We start from the raw sequence: 16230 nt of genomic DNA, 5'->3' as shown, positions 1-16230 counted from the left end.
GACGCCATCGAAAAACCTGATCACTATTCATTTTATTTTCCTAACACCCTAATTAAGCAAGCAATTCACGTAGATCATCTACAATTTCTTGAGGATGACAGTCTGCTATATTTTCACCGTGATTATAGCCGTAGCTCACCACAATACAATCAATCCCGGCGCGACGTGCAGCCTCCACATCATTGGAAGAATCCCCGATCAGTAATACCTGTTCTTTCGTTACACCATACTGTTCGACACAGTGCAATAATTGACGCGGATGCGGTTTACGTTCGCTAAAACGGTCGCCACCAATGGTCTCGGCAAAATAATGTGCCATATCCAATGTCTCTAAAATAGCACAAGCAGGAAGCTCCGGCTTATTGGTGACGCAGATCAGGGTTTTGCCCTGCGCTTTGGCCCAGTCGAGAAACTTCAGAATCCCGGGAAATGGAACGGTGTCGACACAAGGATCGACATTATAAATATCCAGAAAAGTATTCAGCAGCTCCTGATGCTGTGCGGGTGTAACTTCACCGACCAGATGTAGCAATACACTTTCACAAAATATCGAGGTGCCCTTGCCCACCCAGGTACGAACCTGCTCTTCCGTGACCAAAGGCAATTGCAACACATTCAGGCTCATATTCATGGCACGATACAGGTCATGCGCCGAATCAACCAAAGTACCATCCAGATCAAACAAGATCAGTTCACGCTGTTCTAATTGTGCAATAGACATCCCGACCCTCTTTTATATTATTCGCAGCCACAAAAAAGGCATGCGCTGTGCATGCCTTGATTGTAACCAATCATCGGCTTATTTGAACATTACCCAAGCCATAATTGCCAAAATAATCAATACAATCACTGAAATCAAACCAACAGACACATTTTTCTGGGTTTCTTTTTCCTGCTCTACCCGTGACACAGGCTGCTCAACCGGCATTGGCGTAGGTTCTGGTTTCACTGCAGCAAGATCGACGCCTTCAGGAATCGGCGCTGGTTTTGGAATCCCGACATGGGTTGGCATGCCATCTCGGGTCAGCTGGACTGAGGCATCTCGCTGTGTCAGTTCCGGTATACCCTGCTCATTCATTTGTTGTGCTGGCGTTGGTTCAGTCACTTCAACCTGTGCCACGACTTTTTCTGCCGTGGCTTCTATTTCTGCTGGAACTTCTACCGCAGCCACAGGCGCCAACACGGAAAATTTCAGGCTGGCAAACTGAACGATATCATCCTGTTTTAATAAGGTTTCCTGTGCAATCTGCACATCATTGACGAAAGTGCCATTCGATGATCCTAAGTCCTGTACCCAGAGCGCATCATCTTTGAGCAAGAAAGCAGCATGTTTGCGCGAGATCTCTGCGGCCTGCAACACAATGTCTGCGGCCTGATGACGTCCCACCAGCATATCACGGTCAATGCTAATCTCTTGCCCTGTCAAGTCACCTGTAATCGCGTGTATTTTCCAAGTCATGAATTTACTTCTCTTTTCTCTTTGACATTATCATAACATGCTGTTTGTTCATGCTACATCACTTAGCTTTTCGGTCTAAGTGTTGTGGTGGTCACGGTATTTTTACGCTTTTCGACGTGTTGTCCGGGTTGTGACTGCAACACAGGCTCAATCGCGACAGGCGTGACTACCACAGCAGCTGGCTGAGTCGGCACTGGAGCCGTCGGCACAGTTTGATAAGACGAATTTTGTAAAGGTGTTTTCGAAACCGGAATACGCTGTTGATAGACATCACCGACCTGTTCAGGCAGCTTGGCAAAATTACCATCAGCATCCAGGGCCAGTTGCAGACTATACAGTTGGCTATAACGTTGCTGGGTCAGTTTACTGACTTCATTTTTATCCCCCACAATCGTTGGATGGATGAAGATCAGCAGATTACGTTTCTGATTAGATTTACCTTCAGAACGGAATAAACGCCCAAGACCAGGGATTGCGCCCAGACCCGGAACTGCCTGACGGCCATAACTGGTGTTATCCGAAATCAGACCACCCAGCACAATGGTTTGCCCATTTTCAGCCAGAATCGAAGTTTTAATCGCACGCTTGCTGGTCACCAGATCCTGCGCTTGTCCACGATCCCGATTAACAGCCGATACTTCCTGCTCCACTTCCAGACGCACCGTACCATCTTCACCAATATGCGGCACCACTTTTAAAGTGACCCCGACATCTTTACGTTCAATCGTGGTATAGGGATTGGCCACCCCAGCAGCGCCAGTTGAAACCGAGCCTGTCACAAAGGGTACGTTTTCACCGACCACAATATAGGCTTCTTCGTTGTCCATGGTCACAATGGATGGCGTAGACAACAGATTGGACTTGGTGCTTTCTTTTAAGGCCTGAATCAGCGCACCATACAGACGGCGTGAACCATCACTGCCTTCACGATAATCACCAAGCACCAACGAAGTCCCAGCTCCCACGGTACTTGCAGCACCTGCACCACCGCCGGTGAGATAACCGGCTGCCACATTTTTTAGACTGGTACCAAAATTATCAAAGTTAATCAGCCCAATACCGCTACTGATATCTCCCAAGGCCCATTGCACCCCAAGCTGATCGGCATCTGTACCTTCTACTTCGATAATGGCAGCTTCAATCAGTACCTGTTGACGGCGAATATCCAGCTGATTAATTGCTGATTCGATTTCCCGCATCAATTGCGGATCGGCCTTAACCACCAAAGAGTTTTGCGTGGCATCGGCAATAATACTCACCCCGTTTGCGCTAAAGCTGCTAATTCCACCCTGCTCGGCGTTCATGCCGGTATTCAACTGAATAGCGGAGGAAGTATTATTTCCGCTGGTGTTGCTACTGTTGTTATTGTTTAAACTGTTATTCGAACTCAGGGAAGATGAACCCGAAGACGTGCCAGTGGAATTTGAACTACTGTTCACCGCCTGCCCTGTCACCAGTCCCTGCAAGATCTCTGCCAGATTCTTGGCACTGGCATATTTCAAACGAAAGACTTTCAAGCCGCCCAGACGGTCTGCCGCCGGCACATCCAGGGTTTCAATCATTTGACGCAGCCGCTTACGCGTCGTCGGATCACCTTTAATGATAATCCGGTTGGTGCGGGTATCTGCGATGACACGTACCCGCGAACCACGAACATCTTTGGCTGCACCCGTGGCTGTCATGGACTCGATCAGCTCGATCATTTCCTCGGCCTGACTCGATTGTAGACTGACCGCTTCCATATCATTTTGACCGGTGCCATCCAGATTACGAATGATGGTTTCCAGCTGATAAATATTATTGGCCCGATCTGATACGATCAGCGCATTGGTGCCCGGCACTGCTGCCAGATGGGCAAATTGCGGCATCAAAGGGCGCAGTGCTGGAATCAGATCATTCGGATTGGTATTTTCCAGCCACAATACCCGAGTCACGATCTGGTCACCACTGGCACGGCTTCTGGCATCATAGGGAATGCCCGAGCTTTTGACATTGCTGTCCGGTACCAGCTTGATGGTATTGCCCGAAGGAATCGCCACCACACCATTGACATTGAGCACACCTAAAAACAGGTCATAGACTTCATTTTTATTCAGTGCTTTATTGGAAATAACGGTAACATTACCACGCACCCGCGGATCGACTGCGAAGTTCTTGCCGGTAATGTCAGCCACTTCATTAATGAATGCGGTGAGGTCAGCATCCCGCAGGTTGATTTTCCAGGTTTGCGCATAACCCGCCGTACTGATCATTGCTACGAGCGGGGCGGCCACACAACATGCCCATGCTGATCGATTATTATTAAATAAAGCCATAAACTTTTGTGTTTCCTAACCCTATGCGTGATGACACATCACTTCAAATCTTGTTGTATGGTCATCGTCTGATCACCACGTTTTATTTCGAGTTTGACCTGACCTTCACGTCGAGCCTGTTCCAGTAATTGCGCCTCGGTTTGCCCCTGCGATAGCGTCTGACCGTTTAAAGATAAAATCCGGTCTCCCGGTCTTAAACCGAGTCGATTACGCAGTGCAGCTGGTGTCCGGGAAGTGATTTCAAAGCCTCCATCCGACGCACTGACCCCCATATGCTGTAAATACTGATCCTTATTTTCCTGCATCTGCTGGATTGCCCGACCGATTTCATTTTGCGCTGAAGGCAGATTTTGTGCTTCAGCTGCGCTATTCATAGTCGAAGATGGAGCAGACATCATATTAGATGCTGGGGTTGCCGGCACGATCGGCTGATTCAAGCCATTTTCCAGACCCTTAAATAACACTTCTTGAGTGGCACCGGTTGCTCTGCGCAGAATGACCCGATCCCAATAGACCTCGGCCAGCTCAAAACCACTATTGCCCAGCATTTCTCCAACGCGATAACGATCCACCTGATCATTGACTTTCAGCACCGCAGAAGAGTTATAGCTTGGACTGGCAACCACCACGCCTTGCAAAAGAATATTGGCAGCTTCTGCTCCTGCTGCTGTTTGTCCACTTTCCTGAAACAGCGAAAATGCACTGATATTGGGGATTTGCGCCTGTTGTGAACCCAGTTCCACCCGATCCAGCTGCATAGCTTGAGGTGGCGCAATCAGCAACCAGAACATGGCCGCCAGTTTCCAGCATAAATATAGAATCAACAACAGCAACACGACAGGCGCAACACGATTGGCCTGTTTCAGATCGATATTTTTTAGATCGCCAAGAGAAATGGCCATTAGTTCAAGCCTCCCATTAGGGGTTGGCGGGTACTAATCACATAAGTATCCAGGCCAGCTTTACCTTCATAGGAGGGTGCATTCATTAAAAAGCGCTGGGTGAGCTGGATATCGAGCATCAGACTGGGATCAAGCTTGATATTCAGCATACGTTGCTCTCGGTTATCCCGAACGTCGAGTAAGAGCTGTCCGCTCTCATCTGCCAGTTGTCCGGTCATGGCCGGTACATTCATACGTTCCTGACGCTGGGCAAAGCTATAAATCAGCTCACCACCCGCCCATTGCATTTGCCCGGTCACCTGACTGAAGCCTTGTTCCTGTTTATATTTAAAATCCAGCTCTTTAAACTGAATAGCAGTCGCTGGCCATTGCCAGTCTGCCACTTTTTTTAAGGTTTCCGGCGCGAGCTGACCCTCAAGATTTTTGACGATCAAGGCTTTATTCAGCCCATAGCCCATGATCCCTGAAAGCTGAGTATTGCCGCTATGCAATTCAACATCTGCCCCAACTCGCAGCAACAGCAAGTCCAATGGCCGTACTTTCCAGTTCAGGCTGCCCCGCAAATTACCTTTTTTCCAGTCAGCACTGCCCTGCCAGATATTCCCGTTTACATTGTGCAAGGCCTGATTATTTTTATAAAATTTTGAAATCAACCAGGCAGCTGGCACTTGCAGGATCACAAAGACAAAAAACGCCACAAGCGCAAGGATGAACCATTTTAAAGTTTTAGGTTTATTGCTCATCCCACCACGACCAATATCTCAAGTCTAAATCCCCATTTATAATGTTTTCCTTATACAGACACATTATGCACACTTTTTTCCCAACGCCAATTCATAGATATAAAAAAACCAAGCAATCATGCTTGGTTCAGCAATCTTAGACTGTCTGTATGACAGCCTAATGACGAGATCAAATCGAGGCTTAGATCAAGAAATCTTCAAGCTTGGCACCTTTGTCCAGCTCTGCCACCAACCAGCGCGGCTGCTTGCCACGACCCGTCCAGGTATCATCTGGGTTGCTTTTGCTACGATAACGTGGCTCTACCGATTTACGTGATGATTTCTTGCGTTTAGACGCGCCAAATTCAAGTAACTGTTCAACCGTCATACCTACTTTGTCAGCAACGGCCAAGATTTGCTGATAAGCATCTTCGATCTCTTGGTCTTTTTTTGAAGCAATCAGTGATTCTGCTTCGGCTTGTAAACGCTTTAACTCTTCTACTGATAAATGAGTAATATCTGGCATAATGCTCTCCGATTAAATAATATTATTTGTTTTGTTAAATAATACCCCATCATATTTATATTAAATAAAACATTCAATATAAATATTTAAATCAATAACAATAAAGTTTAGAAATAATGACAAAATTAAATAATCAATTCATTTTTTAGATTTCATGTCCGGCTGTTAATTCAAGTGCTTCGATTTTCTTTCGGATATGTTCTGGAATTTGAGTTTTCTGCAGGGTTTTTTGATCAATACAAACAATAACCGCTTCAGAAGTTGCTACTATACTTTGCTGTTTTTCACTCCATAATAAATAATGCATGCGGAATGCACTATTTCGAATCTCTTCAATACGTGCTGCAATTTTTAAATGATCTGGAAAAACCACCGGTTTTAAATAACGGCACTGATTTGAAGAGACCACCGTAGAGACCGATTCATTCAGTAAATCCAATGCATTCAGATAAGCCAGACGTGCATTTTCTATGTAACGATAATACATGGCATTATTCACATGGCCCAATGCATCCATGTCTCCCCATGCCACGCTCTGTGCATAAACCACTGGATATTTTTGTAATTCTGACATGATGATTCTCAAATTTTAATTTCGATAAAGTTTACATTGGATTCAAATACTGCATTTAACTGCTGGAGCAAGTCTTCACGGTCTTGTAAGGCCGCTTTAATTCTCAAATAACTCATACGAATATCATCAGGATATAAGTCAAGCAAATGCTGGGCTTCCTCTGTATAACCGGTGGCCTGTAACACATGCCATTTTGCAAAACTCAAAATCGGTAATGCCGGATACTTGGTTTCCCAATGCGAAATCTGCTGTGCAATATGATCATAATCCGGGTTCTGCCGTAACAATTGCTGTTGAAACCACAAATAAAATACGTCCTGATTAAATTGTTGCTCTAATAAATGAATTGCCATTGTTTCATGTTCGGCACTCATTTCAGGTATTCTGAATAATAATTTCAACCATAATAACTTGACTGTATAGTCACGATCAAATACTTGCTTTTTTAAATCTAAATAACGCTGTTGTAAATAAATTAAATCATCTTGTGTGGCTTGATCATAGGCCAATAATAATTGTTCAAGCCATATTTTTTTTACTTCTTGTTCTAAATGTCCATATTTAGTCGAGCGTAAATATAACCAGGGAAACTGTATGGCAAATACGCCCCATAATGTGGTGAGTCGCTGTTCATAGGCTGGTTTCACCTGTATTAACCATGGTGATAATTCATGCTGATTTAAAAATTCTAAATGGGTCAGTGCTTGCTCACCGTGCTGTTGCGATAAATAAATTTCAATTCGCTGCAATTCTGCCAACTCAAATGCCATCGGGTTAGACTGATTTAAAGCAGTCAAGGCATCTGTATATTGCTGTTGCCCCCAAGATAATCGTGCATCAATAATATGTTTGAGTAAGCCCGACTTGCTAAAAGACTGCTGAATAAAATCCCGTTGATCCTGAGCCGCATTTAATAACCAGATCACAGCCAGTTGTTCATAAGGATGTAAATGGGCAAAACTAAATACGGTTTCATTTTTACGCTGTTCACGGCTGCGATACTGTTTGATCGCGTACCAGAGGCAATGGATCAGAAAACTGAACGTGACCAGTGAGGCTGCCAAAAACCACAATGTGGTTTGTAACTGCCACTCACGCCAATATAAATAGACATAGCCGGCCCCATGCCCATAACTCAGGATGCTCAGCCCCGCTATACCCAGTAGGCAGATAAATAAATAGGCCAGCAAAATCTGTTTCATAAGCAATTAGCCAACTAAGGTGCGTGTATTTAATAAAGGCGTTGGAGTGACCGGTGTGGCCTTGATTTGATGCAACTGCTGAATCCAGTACTGACTACGTGCATCCGGTAATTGCTCCAAGACATCAATCACCGCATTCAACGCTTGCTGAAAGGCGACAGATTGATCTTGCTGCAACGTATTTTGTGCAATGAGCAAGCGCAACTGAGCTTCTTTCAATACCAGATGCCGTTGCATTAATACGGTACTCGGCTGCTCTGCAGCTTCGATCTGTATCCAGCGCTGCCAGAAAGAGCGTTGAGTTTCCAAACTTTGAAGATGCGGAGCCTGAATTTCTTTTTCAATTTCAGCATCCATCTGCATCAATACTTCTTTTAATTTATTTTGCTGCACCAAGCGACTATTGACGAATTTTTTCAGCATGTCCTGATCTTTCGCAATCACTTGCTGCAGACTACTGACCAAGGCGGGCGCCAAGACATACTCATCCAACTCATTCTGCAGGTGGTTTAGTTTTTCAATGGCGGTGGCATATTGTTGCTGTTGTAGTGCAAATTCAATCAGATCCAGCTGCTGTTGTACGAGAGCAATATCATTCTGCGTGTCAGCAGTTAGCACTGCAGCTGCTGCCTGAGCTGAGGGAGCGCCTGCATTTTGCTGCTGGGCGGTAAACTGGCGTTTTAATGCCACAAACTGATCATTGAGATTGGCATTTTGCTGGTGCAACTGTTTAACACCTTGATGAAGTTCAGTCTGCGCTGCATTGAGAACATAAAGGTCATAGCTGAGTTTGATGAGCCACACCACACTCAAAATGAAAAATACAATAAATAGTTTCTTCATGCGTTCCCTAGTATCAGCCTCATTTTTTGCAAGATCGTATTCGCCTCTAAATCATCAATTTGCACAAATTCAAACCCTGCCTGATGCTGCTGTTGATATTCCCCAAGAAGAGTGGCCAAACGCGGCCCCAAAACCAAATAACGGGCCTGATGCATTAAATCCGAGTTATCCTGCATTAATGTCAGCCAGTTTAACCAGCTTGCTTCACTGCTGATTAGCACGGCAAAGCGCTGCTGCGCTTCAAGCAATGCCAGGTTTTCTGCCAAAATTATTGCTGTGCTTGCGGGGCATTGCCGCCGATATAAAATAAAATTCAAAATTTTGATATTATTTGCACGCAGATGATCCATCATAAATTGACGACCACCTTCTCCGCGCCAGAAGGCCACAGCTGAGCCAGCAGGCAGTTGCCTTAACACGGGTAATTGCAACATGCCTTCCGAAGTTTCAAGTTCAGGCACATGACTTTGAATACCATAACCAGCTAGCGTCTGCTCAGTGGCTTTACCCACCGCCACCCATTGCACATCTGCCAAGCGCGATAAGGTAATTTCCGCCTGCTGCAAATATTGCATGCCAATCTGGGCGGCAGTCGGACTGACCACCACAATGATTTTGGCCTGATCCAGCTGGCGATACAAGCGTAACAGCTCGTCGGAATAAGGCTGTGCGTGCAATTCCAGCAAAGGCAATTCTAGTACAGAAATCTGCGCTGCCTGTAACTGCTGAGTCAAACTCGCAGCACGCTCACTCGGACGGGTATTAATCAGTAACATCAGTTTGAATAAAGTGCTTTCAGCAACTCGCCTGCACCTTGATCGAGTAAATTTTTGGCCAATTCCACCCCTAACTGTTCAGCTTCTGCAATTTTTCCAGTGTGCTGTGCACGCAGCAAAACCGTTCCATCAACACTGCCGACACGACCTTCGATTGAAATCACATCATTCTGGAGCGTGGCATAGCCGGCAATCGGCACCTGACATCCACCTTCCAGATAGGCATTAAAGGCACGCTCAGCACGTACGCAGGCATCCGTTTCTGGGTGTAATAATGGCTGAATCAAGTGCAGTACCGCCTGATCATGGGTACGGCATTCCAGCCCCAGTGCACCTTGACCTACGGCCGGTAGACTGATTTCAGGAGTCAGAGCATGACGAATACGTTCTGCCAGACCTAAACGTTTCAAACCGGCACTGGCCAGAATAATCGCATCATACTGACCGGCATCCAGCTTGGACAAACGTGTACCGACATTCCCGCGCAAATCAATGATTTCGAGATCAGGGCGCTGTTTTAAAATCTGGGTTTTACGGCGCAAACTGGAAGTGCCCACTTTGGCGCCCTGTGGCAATTCATCAAAGCTGGCATAGGTATTCGAGACAAAGGCATCCAGTGGATCTTCACGCTCACAGATCACCGCAAGACTTAAACCTTCCGGCAAGGCCATCGGTACATCTTTCATGGAATGTACGGCCAGATCGGCACGGCCATCGAGTAAAGCAGCTTCTAATTCTTTTACAAATAGACCTTTACCACCAATTTTGGCCAGCGGCGTATCTAGGATTTTATCGCCCTGTGTAACAAAAGTGACTAACTCGACCTGCAAACCAGCGTGCAAATCTTGTAGGCGCGCACGGATATGTTCCGCTTGCCAAAGCGCAAGTGGACTTTGTCGAGTTGCAATTTTTAGGGTCTTCATAAATTTCAATAACAGTAAATGAGAACAATAGTCTAAACTTAACCTGCTCACTTTAAAATGCAAGTGAATTTATACAAGTTTCAACTGAATGCTCTCATTGATTCCTGCTATAGCTTTTGAATCCGATCCCTTAAAAAGGGCAAATGTCGCCGACTGACCGCTAAACGGTCGTCCAGCTCACGACAACGCACCTGATACTGACCTGAACTGACCACTTCCAGACCATCCAGATAATTCACAGAGATCAAGGCATTACGATGAATCCGGATAAACTGGTTCCCAAACTCCTGCTCTAGCTCCTTTAAGGTTTCATCAATCAGTACACTGCCGTTTTTATGACGTACAGTGACATATTTCTGATCCGCCAGAAAATAATAGATATTTTCAACTGGCACCAATTCGACACCACGATAGGTCTTTGCCGCAATCTGCTGGCGGCTGATATTGATTTCGTCCATATTTTCTTTTTGTTTTAGTTGGCTCATCTGAGCTTGGGTAAGTTTAGTTAAGTGCTCCAAAACCTGTGCCAATTCCTGTTGCATCACGGGTTTAAGCAAGTAGCCTTCGGCATTTGATTTAAATGCATCCAGCGCATGTTGGTCATAGGCCGTACAAAAGATAATTGCCGGCATCGGGTCCAGCTGACGCAAATACTGCGCACAAGCAAGGCCATTCATTTCAGGCATTTGAATATCTAATAGTATGACATCGGGTTCGTATTGGTGAGCCAGATCAATCGCTTGACGACCATGACTTGCAGTCGCCACCACATCATGCCCCAGCTGAGAGACTAAACGTGATAATCGCTCGACAGCCAAAGGCTCATCATCACAAATCAGGATGTCCATTGCTCCTCCTTACCCAGTTAACATGATCAAATACATGATAAAGCTAACTGCGATTTCTTTGATTTATTTTTATTTATATTGATATCGCACTACCGTCGTAAACATCCCTTCGCCGGCAAAGGTTTGAAAGGTCATACTGGGTCCGTAATAAGCTTGCAGACGCTGTCTGACATTTTCTATTGCAATACCATGCCCCTTTTTTAAAGTTTTATTATCCTGCGTATAAGGGTTAGTAATAATGATATTAATTTGATTTTGCAATATTTCAACCAATATGCTTATCGTACTCTTTGTGAGAATTTTTTCAACTCCATGGAAAATACTATTTTCTAACAAGGGTTGTAAAGTTAATAATGGGATTTGTACTTGTGAGTATAAGTCTTTGTTTTCTAACTTCCATTCGATTTGCAGGCGTTCACCCAAACGGATCTGCTCAATCTCCAGATAGCGCTGGCACAGATCAATTTCCTCTTGCAGACTGACCAGTTTCAACTCCTGAAAACTGGCACGAAATAAGCGGGACAGATTCAGCAGCATCTGTTCGGCTTTATCCGGATCGATGCTGATCAGGCTAATCACACTGTTCATACTATTGAACAGAAAATGCGGTTGAATCCGCGCTTGCATGGCCTGAATCCGGGCATTCAGTTCACTATGCTGCTGCTGTTCCCATTGTTCACGCAAATACAGGTAGCGAAAACAAAACATACCGAGCAAAACACCCAAACTGAGATGTAACCCAACCTGATCCAGGGCAATTGCCAGGTTTAAGCCCTGAAAATTAAAATTCATTCCAAAATGTATCACAACATTCAGACTGATGGTGGTCAGCACCACAATGGCCTGTAGTAGCAAAAAACCGGAAATGAGCGCCAGCTTAATCCCCATATGCTGAAAGGCCTGATGGAATAATTCCACCAGTGCTGCAAAACATAACAGTACCCAGTTGATATACAGCATATATTGCAGCAGATGCATCGCATTTAAAGCTTGCCACGACTGTGCTTCTGCGAGCGCTAGAATCATGGCCAGAATATTGCCGCCGACAAACAGTTCCAGCAAATAGCGAAGATTGCCAATCTGGCTAAAAAAATAGGAACTTTGTGTTTGCCCATTTATCGATGCGAAAGATTGAGCAGATGTGACTTCGGCAATAGGCTTTGAATTTGTTATACTCTTTTTCGTTCTACTGCTTTTAATCTGATTGAGCCGACATGACCACATCTTCTAATTCCTCTAATCCATCACAAGCCCAGACTTCGGGTATGTGGGGTGGTCGTTTCTCTGAAGCGACTGATGCTTTTGTTGCTGAATTTACAGCATCTGTTCAATTTGACCAACGTTTTTATAAACAGGATATTGCAGGCTCGATTGCCCATGCAACCATGCTGGCCAAAGTAGGCGTACTGACGGCACAGGAACGCGATGACATCATCGAAGGTCTGACTGCCATTCAAGCCGATATTGAAGCAGGTAAGTTCGAATGGCGCATTGACCTAGAAGATGTGCACATGAACATTGAGTCGCGCCTGACTCAGCGTATTGGCATCACAGGCAAGAAATTACACACTGGCCGTAGCCGTAATGACCAGGTCGCAACTGACATTCGTCTTTATGTACGTGATGAAATTGATGCGATTTTAAAATTACTCGAAAAATTACAAAAAGGTATTTTAAGCCTGGCGGCTAAAAACACCGATACCATCATGCCGGGCTTCACCCATTTACAAACCGCTCAGCCGGTGACTTTTGGTCACCACTTAATGGCCTGGTTTGAAATGCTGGTACGCGACTCTGAGCGTCTGATTGATTGCCGTAAACGTGTCAACCGTATGCCACTGGGTTCTGCTGCACTTGCAGGAACCACCTATCCGATCGAGCGTGCTTACACCGCTGAGCTGTTAGGTTTTGAAGCCGTTGCTGAAAACTCTTTAGACGCAGTATCGGATCGTGACTTTGCAATTGAATTTAATGCTGCTGCCTCGTTAATTATGATGCACTTGTCTCGTATGTCTGAAGAACTGATTCTATGGACTTCAGCGCAGTTCAAATTCGTGAATATTCCGGATCGTTTCTGTACGGGCTCTTCAATCATGCCACAGAAGAAAAACCCGGATGTGCCTGAACTGGTACGTGGTAAAACCGGCCGTGTCTATGGCGACCTGATGAGTCTGCTGACCCTGATGAAAGGCCAGCCGCTGGCGTACAACAAAGACAATCAGGAAGACAAAGAACCCTTGTTTGATGCGATCGATACGGTACGTGGTTCATTGATGGCATTTGCCGACATGATTCCTGCACTGGTTCCAAACATTGCTGAAATGCGCGAAGCAGCGCTACGTGGTTTCTCTACTGCGACTGATCTGGCAGATTACTTGGTGAAAAATGGCGTTGCATTCCGTGATGCGCACGAAATTGTCGGCAAAGCTGTAGCACTGGGTGTTGCAGAGTCGAAAGATTTGTCTGAGCTGACACTTGAACAACTTCAACAGTTCTCTGACCTGATTCAGGCCGATGTATTTGAAAAAGCGTTAACACTTGAAGCATCTGTGAATGCACGTAACCATATTGGTGGAACTGCACCTGCGCAAGTCGAAGCTGCTATTGCCCGTGCTTATACTCGCTTAGAAAATCTTTACGCTTAACTTTTTTAGCTTAAATTCGGAGTATTGATATGTCTCGACAAGTATTTTGCCGTAAGTATCAACAAGAAATGGAAGGCCTGGACTTTGCACCCTTCCCAGGCCCCAAGGGTCAGGAACTGTTTGACCATGTGTCTAAACAGGCTTGGCAGGAATGGCTCAAACACCAGACTACGCTGATTAATGAAAAGCGTTTAAACGTATTTGAACCGGACGCGAAAAAGTTTCTAGAAGAACAACGTGAAAAGTTCTTTAGCAATGACGAAACTTTGGAAAAAGCTGAAGGGCTAAAGCCTGAGTAATGTTTAGAGCGCTGCTCTAAACATTACGCAAGACAAGCGAAGCACGTAGTTTCGAATGTGATAAAGGGGTCTGAAAAGGCTCCTTTTTAGTATCTCTAATACTGCTCCACCCGAACGCAAGACAAGCAGCTATACTGCGCGTAGGCTTTAATCTAAAAGAGTCTCTTTTTTGAGGCTCTTTTTCATTTCTGAAATTATAAATCTTTCTTTCCAATAGCGCTTTCGAATTTCAAGAACAGAGTAATAGCAGTATGCTGAAACATTGATGTGTTGGATTCAGGGTTTTGATTGGGCGGCGGCCGGTATTCTGTACTTTTTAGACAAAAGCTGAAGGATTAAAAAGCATTTTTACCTAGCCTATCCCCCGCCAATAGTCAGCCACTATCCTGCTGAAAAACATTCATATTTGTATCAAAATTATAGATTGTAAATCCTACATACAGACTGATCACAAAACACAACAATCTGCTACAAGAAGTCATATGATTTTGCAAAACGGTCTCTCTATAATGAGCTCTAAGAAGATGAGATATCTTTGAATAACTATAACAATAAGCAACAAATACCCCGATTTCATCCCAGTTCTTCCCCCAAAGGCTGGGTATTTTTTTGCCTGTGATTTATCAAATTTTGATAATTTCGGAGCATAAAAAAAGCCCCTTTCAAGGAGCTTATTTTTTAATTTTGCTTAAGGCTGTTTCAAATAGGGCCAAGCCGCTTTCAGATAAATAAACATCGACCATAAAGTCAGGATGACTGCTGTGTACAATAACGCATAGGCCAGCATTTCCAGTGGTGGCCAGTTCAGCAAAAACACGGTAATCGCAATCATCTGAAAAGCCGTTTTGTATTTACCCACGGTTGATACTGCAACATTGGTTCGTGCACCCAGTTCTGCCATCCATTCACGTAATGCTGAAACAGTAATTTCACGTGAAATAATCACAATCGCAGCAAAAGCCATCGACATTGAAGGTTGCCATTGCACCAATACAATCAGCGCAGCTGCGACCATCAATTTATCTGCGACCGGATCGAGAAAACGGCCAAAAGCAGAGGTCTGGTTTAAAGTTCGAGCCAGATAGCCATCAAACCAGTCCGTCACTGCAGCCACTACAAAAATCGTGGTCAAAATAATATGCCGTGTCATGTCGGAATGGTTGGCTTCAAAGCCCATTGCAGGCGGCCAGTAAGCCACCAATAAAAATACCGGAATAAGAGCGATACGCGCCAAGGTCAAGATATTTGGAATATTCAGGATACGACCTGTAGTCATAGACACCGCCAATTGTTCCCCTCATGTACGATGAAAATGCACACTTTTTTAGAGGTTTGATCCATCATTAATAGGCTTCACTTTATACGAATTGGCTGTCAGTGTCACTAGGCAAACACCGTCACTGTTTGTCTTGCCATCGCAATCAGGCGATTTTCTGCATCCCAGAGATAGGCATGCTCGGTTGCATAACCATCCGCAGCATGATCCGTAAATACTTTATATTTAAACCAATCATGCAGTTGATGCTGAAGCGGATGCACATAGGTCACGCTCCAGGTCAGACTACTCGCGGGTGTCATACTTTTAAACATCGGTAGTACACCAGGTGGCCAGATGTCGAAAATTGCCATCAGGTCAGCGATCAGGAATTCACGATTGCTATGCTTTTCAGGATGAAAACGGCACCAGCCGCCAAAGTCCGGACGTGAGCTGGCACTACAAGGCAGATTGACGTCCGCCCAGGCGATTTCAAAATGGTCATAACATTCTGGCAGGCCATAACCCGCAGGAATCTGCAACAGCTGCTCTGGTGCAGCATAGTCAGGTGCCTGTTCTTCTTGCTGCACCTGAATTTCCGAGTCACGCGAGATACCAAAACTGGCAATCAGAATACTTTGTACTACCTCGTCTTGCCATAGACGTACTTCGATGGTGGTGACCGACTTACCTTCCCGCAAAATTTCAGCACTCAGTCGCACTTTCGCCTGTTGGATCGGCCCAACAAAGGTGACGCTGCAACTGAGCAGATGTTTGGCCGGATCATTGATCTGAATAACCGCTTTTTGCATCATCATTGCTGCAGCCAGACCACCATACAGGGTGCGCCCCTGTAACCACCCTGATGGAAATTCCACCCATTCCTGTTCGGAAATTTGTGCATAAAGCGCCTGCAAAGACATGTTGATCCCTCAGTGAGT

Annotated in this window: 17 protein-coding genes; 2 read left to right on the top strand and 15 right to left on the bottom strand. The window is 45.2% G+C overall.

The features are described from left to right. Window positions 1-52 precede the first annotated feature (52 nt). The 13 genes from gph to FTV29_RS00965 all read right to left on the bottom strand — a co-directional run bounded on the left by gph (window position 53) and on the right by FTV29_RS00965 (window position 12314). A complete protein-coding gene (gph, locus tag FTV29_RS01025) occupies window positions 53-721 on the bottom strand; it encodes a phosphoglycolate phosphatase (RefSeq protein ID WP_100329455.1) in 669 nt (222 codons plus the stop codon). Between the two features lie 78 nt (window positions 722-799). Beyond that, the gene (locus FTV29_RS01020; protein WP_005095259.1) at window positions 800-1459 is read right to left on the bottom strand and encodes an FHA domain-containing protein; all 660 of its coding nucleotides are present in this window, start codon (window positions 1457-1459) and stop codon (window positions 800-802) included. A 62-nt stretch (window positions 1460-1521) separates the two neighbouring features. Next, a complete protein-coding gene (gene gspD, locus FTV29_RS01015) occupies window positions 1522-3774 on the bottom strand; it encodes a type II secretion system secretin GspD (RefSeq protein WP_005173053.1) in 2253 nt (750 codons plus the stop codon). Window positions 3775-3812: 38 nt separating this feature from the next. Next, a complete protein-coding gene (locus FTV29_RS01010; RefSeq protein ID WP_180074969.1) occupies window positions 3813-4676 on the bottom strand; it encodes a type II secretion system protein N in 864 nt (287 codons plus the stop codon). After that, a complete protein-coding gene (gspN, locus tag FTV29_RS01005; RefSeq protein ID WP_100354887.1) occupies window positions 4676-5419 on the bottom strand; it encodes a type II secretion system protein N in 744 nt (247 codons plus the stop codon). Before gspN ends, FTV29_RS01010 begins: the two co-directional genes overlap by 1 nt. Window positions 5420-5600: 181 nt before the next feature. Next, complete coding sequence (locus FTV29_RS01000; RefSeq protein ID WP_167381258.1) at window positions 5601-5927, bottom strand: H-NS family nucleoid-associated regulatory protein; 327 nt, start codon at window positions 5925-5927, stop codon at window positions 5601-5603. A gap of 142 nt (window positions 5928-6069) precedes the next feature. Beyond that, on the bottom strand, window positions 6070-6498 hold the full coding sequence (locus FTV29_RS00995) for a thioesterase family protein (RefSeq protein ID WP_180074968.1): 429 nt from the start codon (window positions 6496-6498) through the stop codon (window positions 6070-6072). A gap of 8 nt (window positions 6499-6506) precedes the next feature. Continuing rightward, the gene (locus FTV29_RS00990) at window positions 6507-7700 is read right to left on the bottom strand and encodes a heme biosynthesis protein HemY (protein ID WP_180074967.1); all 1194 of its coding nucleotides are present in this window, start codon (window positions 7698-7700) and stop codon (window positions 6507-6509) included. Between the two features lie 6 nt (window positions 7701-7706). Beyond that, on the bottom strand, window positions 7707-8543 hold the full coding sequence (locus tag FTV29_RS00985; RefSeq protein WP_005173060.1) for a hypothetical protein: 837 nt from the start codon (window positions 8541-8543) through the stop codon (window positions 7707-7709). Further along, window positions 8540-9319, bottom strand: coding sequence for a uroporphyrinogen-III synthase (locus FTV29_RS00980; RefSeq protein WP_180074966.1), 780 nt, complete (start codon window positions 9317-9319; stop codon window positions 8540-8542). Before FTV29_RS00980 ends, FTV29_RS00985 begins: the two co-directional genes overlap by 4 nt. Then, a complete protein-coding gene (gene hemC / locus FTV29_RS00975; protein ID WP_180074965.1) occupies window positions 9319-10242 on the bottom strand; it encodes a hydroxymethylbilane synthase in 924 nt (307 codons plus the stop codon). The genes FTV29_RS00980 and hemC overlap by 1 nt, the downstream gene beginning before the upstream one ends. A 107-nt stretch (window positions 10243-10349) precedes the next feature. Then, window positions 10350-11090 (bottom strand): LytTR family DNA-binding domain-containing protein, encoded by a 741-nt coding sequence (locus FTV29_RS00970; RefSeq protein ID WP_005095238.1) that lies wholly within the window; start codon window positions 11088-11090, stop codon window positions 10350-10352. A gap of 69 nt (window positions 11091-11159) precedes the next feature. Continuing rightward, a complete protein-coding gene (locus FTV29_RS00965; RefSeq protein ID WP_074383921.1) occupies window positions 11160-12314 on the bottom strand; it encodes a sensor histidine kinase in 1155 nt (384 codons plus the stop codon). On the opposite strand from FTV29_RS00965, the gene argH reads away from it, so the two are divergent. After that, window positions 12305-13735, top strand: coding sequence for an argininosuccinate lyase (gene argH / locus FTV29_RS00960; RefSeq protein ID WP_171294103.1), 1431 nt, complete (start codon window positions 12305-12307; stop codon window positions 13733-13735). The two genes, FTV29_RS00965 and argH, sit on opposite strands and share 10 nt — an antisense overlap. 29 nt (window positions 13736-13764) lie before the next feature. Further along, window positions 13765-14034, top strand: a complete 270-nt coding sequence (locus FTV29_RS00955) for an oxidative damage protection protein (RefSeq protein ID WP_005095230.1) — start codon at window positions 13765-13767, stop codon at window positions 14032-14034. 688 nt (window positions 14035-14722) lie between these two features. Here the strand turns inward: FTV29_RS00955 and pgsA are convergent. Both pgsA and FTV29_RS00945 read right to left on the bottom strand, forming a co-directional pair. Continuing rightward, the gene (gene pgsA, locus FTV29_RS00950) at window positions 14723-15310 is read right to left on the bottom strand and encodes a CDP-diacylglycerol--glycerol-3-phosphate 3-phosphatidyltransferase (protein WP_005095228.1); all 588 of its coding nucleotides are present in this window, start codon (window positions 15308-15310) and stop codon (window positions 14723-14725) included. 107 nt (window positions 15311-15417) lie between these two features. Further along, on the bottom strand, window positions 15418-16212 hold the full coding sequence (locus FTV29_RS00945) for a thioesterase family protein (RefSeq protein ID WP_180074964.1): 795 nt from the start codon (window positions 16210-16212) through the stop codon (window positions 15418-15420). Between the last annotated feature and the right edge of the window lie 18 nt (window positions 16213-16230).

This window comes from Acinetobacter sp. YH12254, from assembly GCF_013417415.1.
Taxonomy (GTDB): domain Bacteria; phylum Pseudomonadota; class Gammaproteobacteria; order Pseudomonadales; family Moraxellaceae; genus Acinetobacter; species Acinetobacter pseudolwoffii.
Note: the sequence above shows the minus strand (reverse complement) of the source record. Positions and strands in the feature narration are given on the sequence as shown.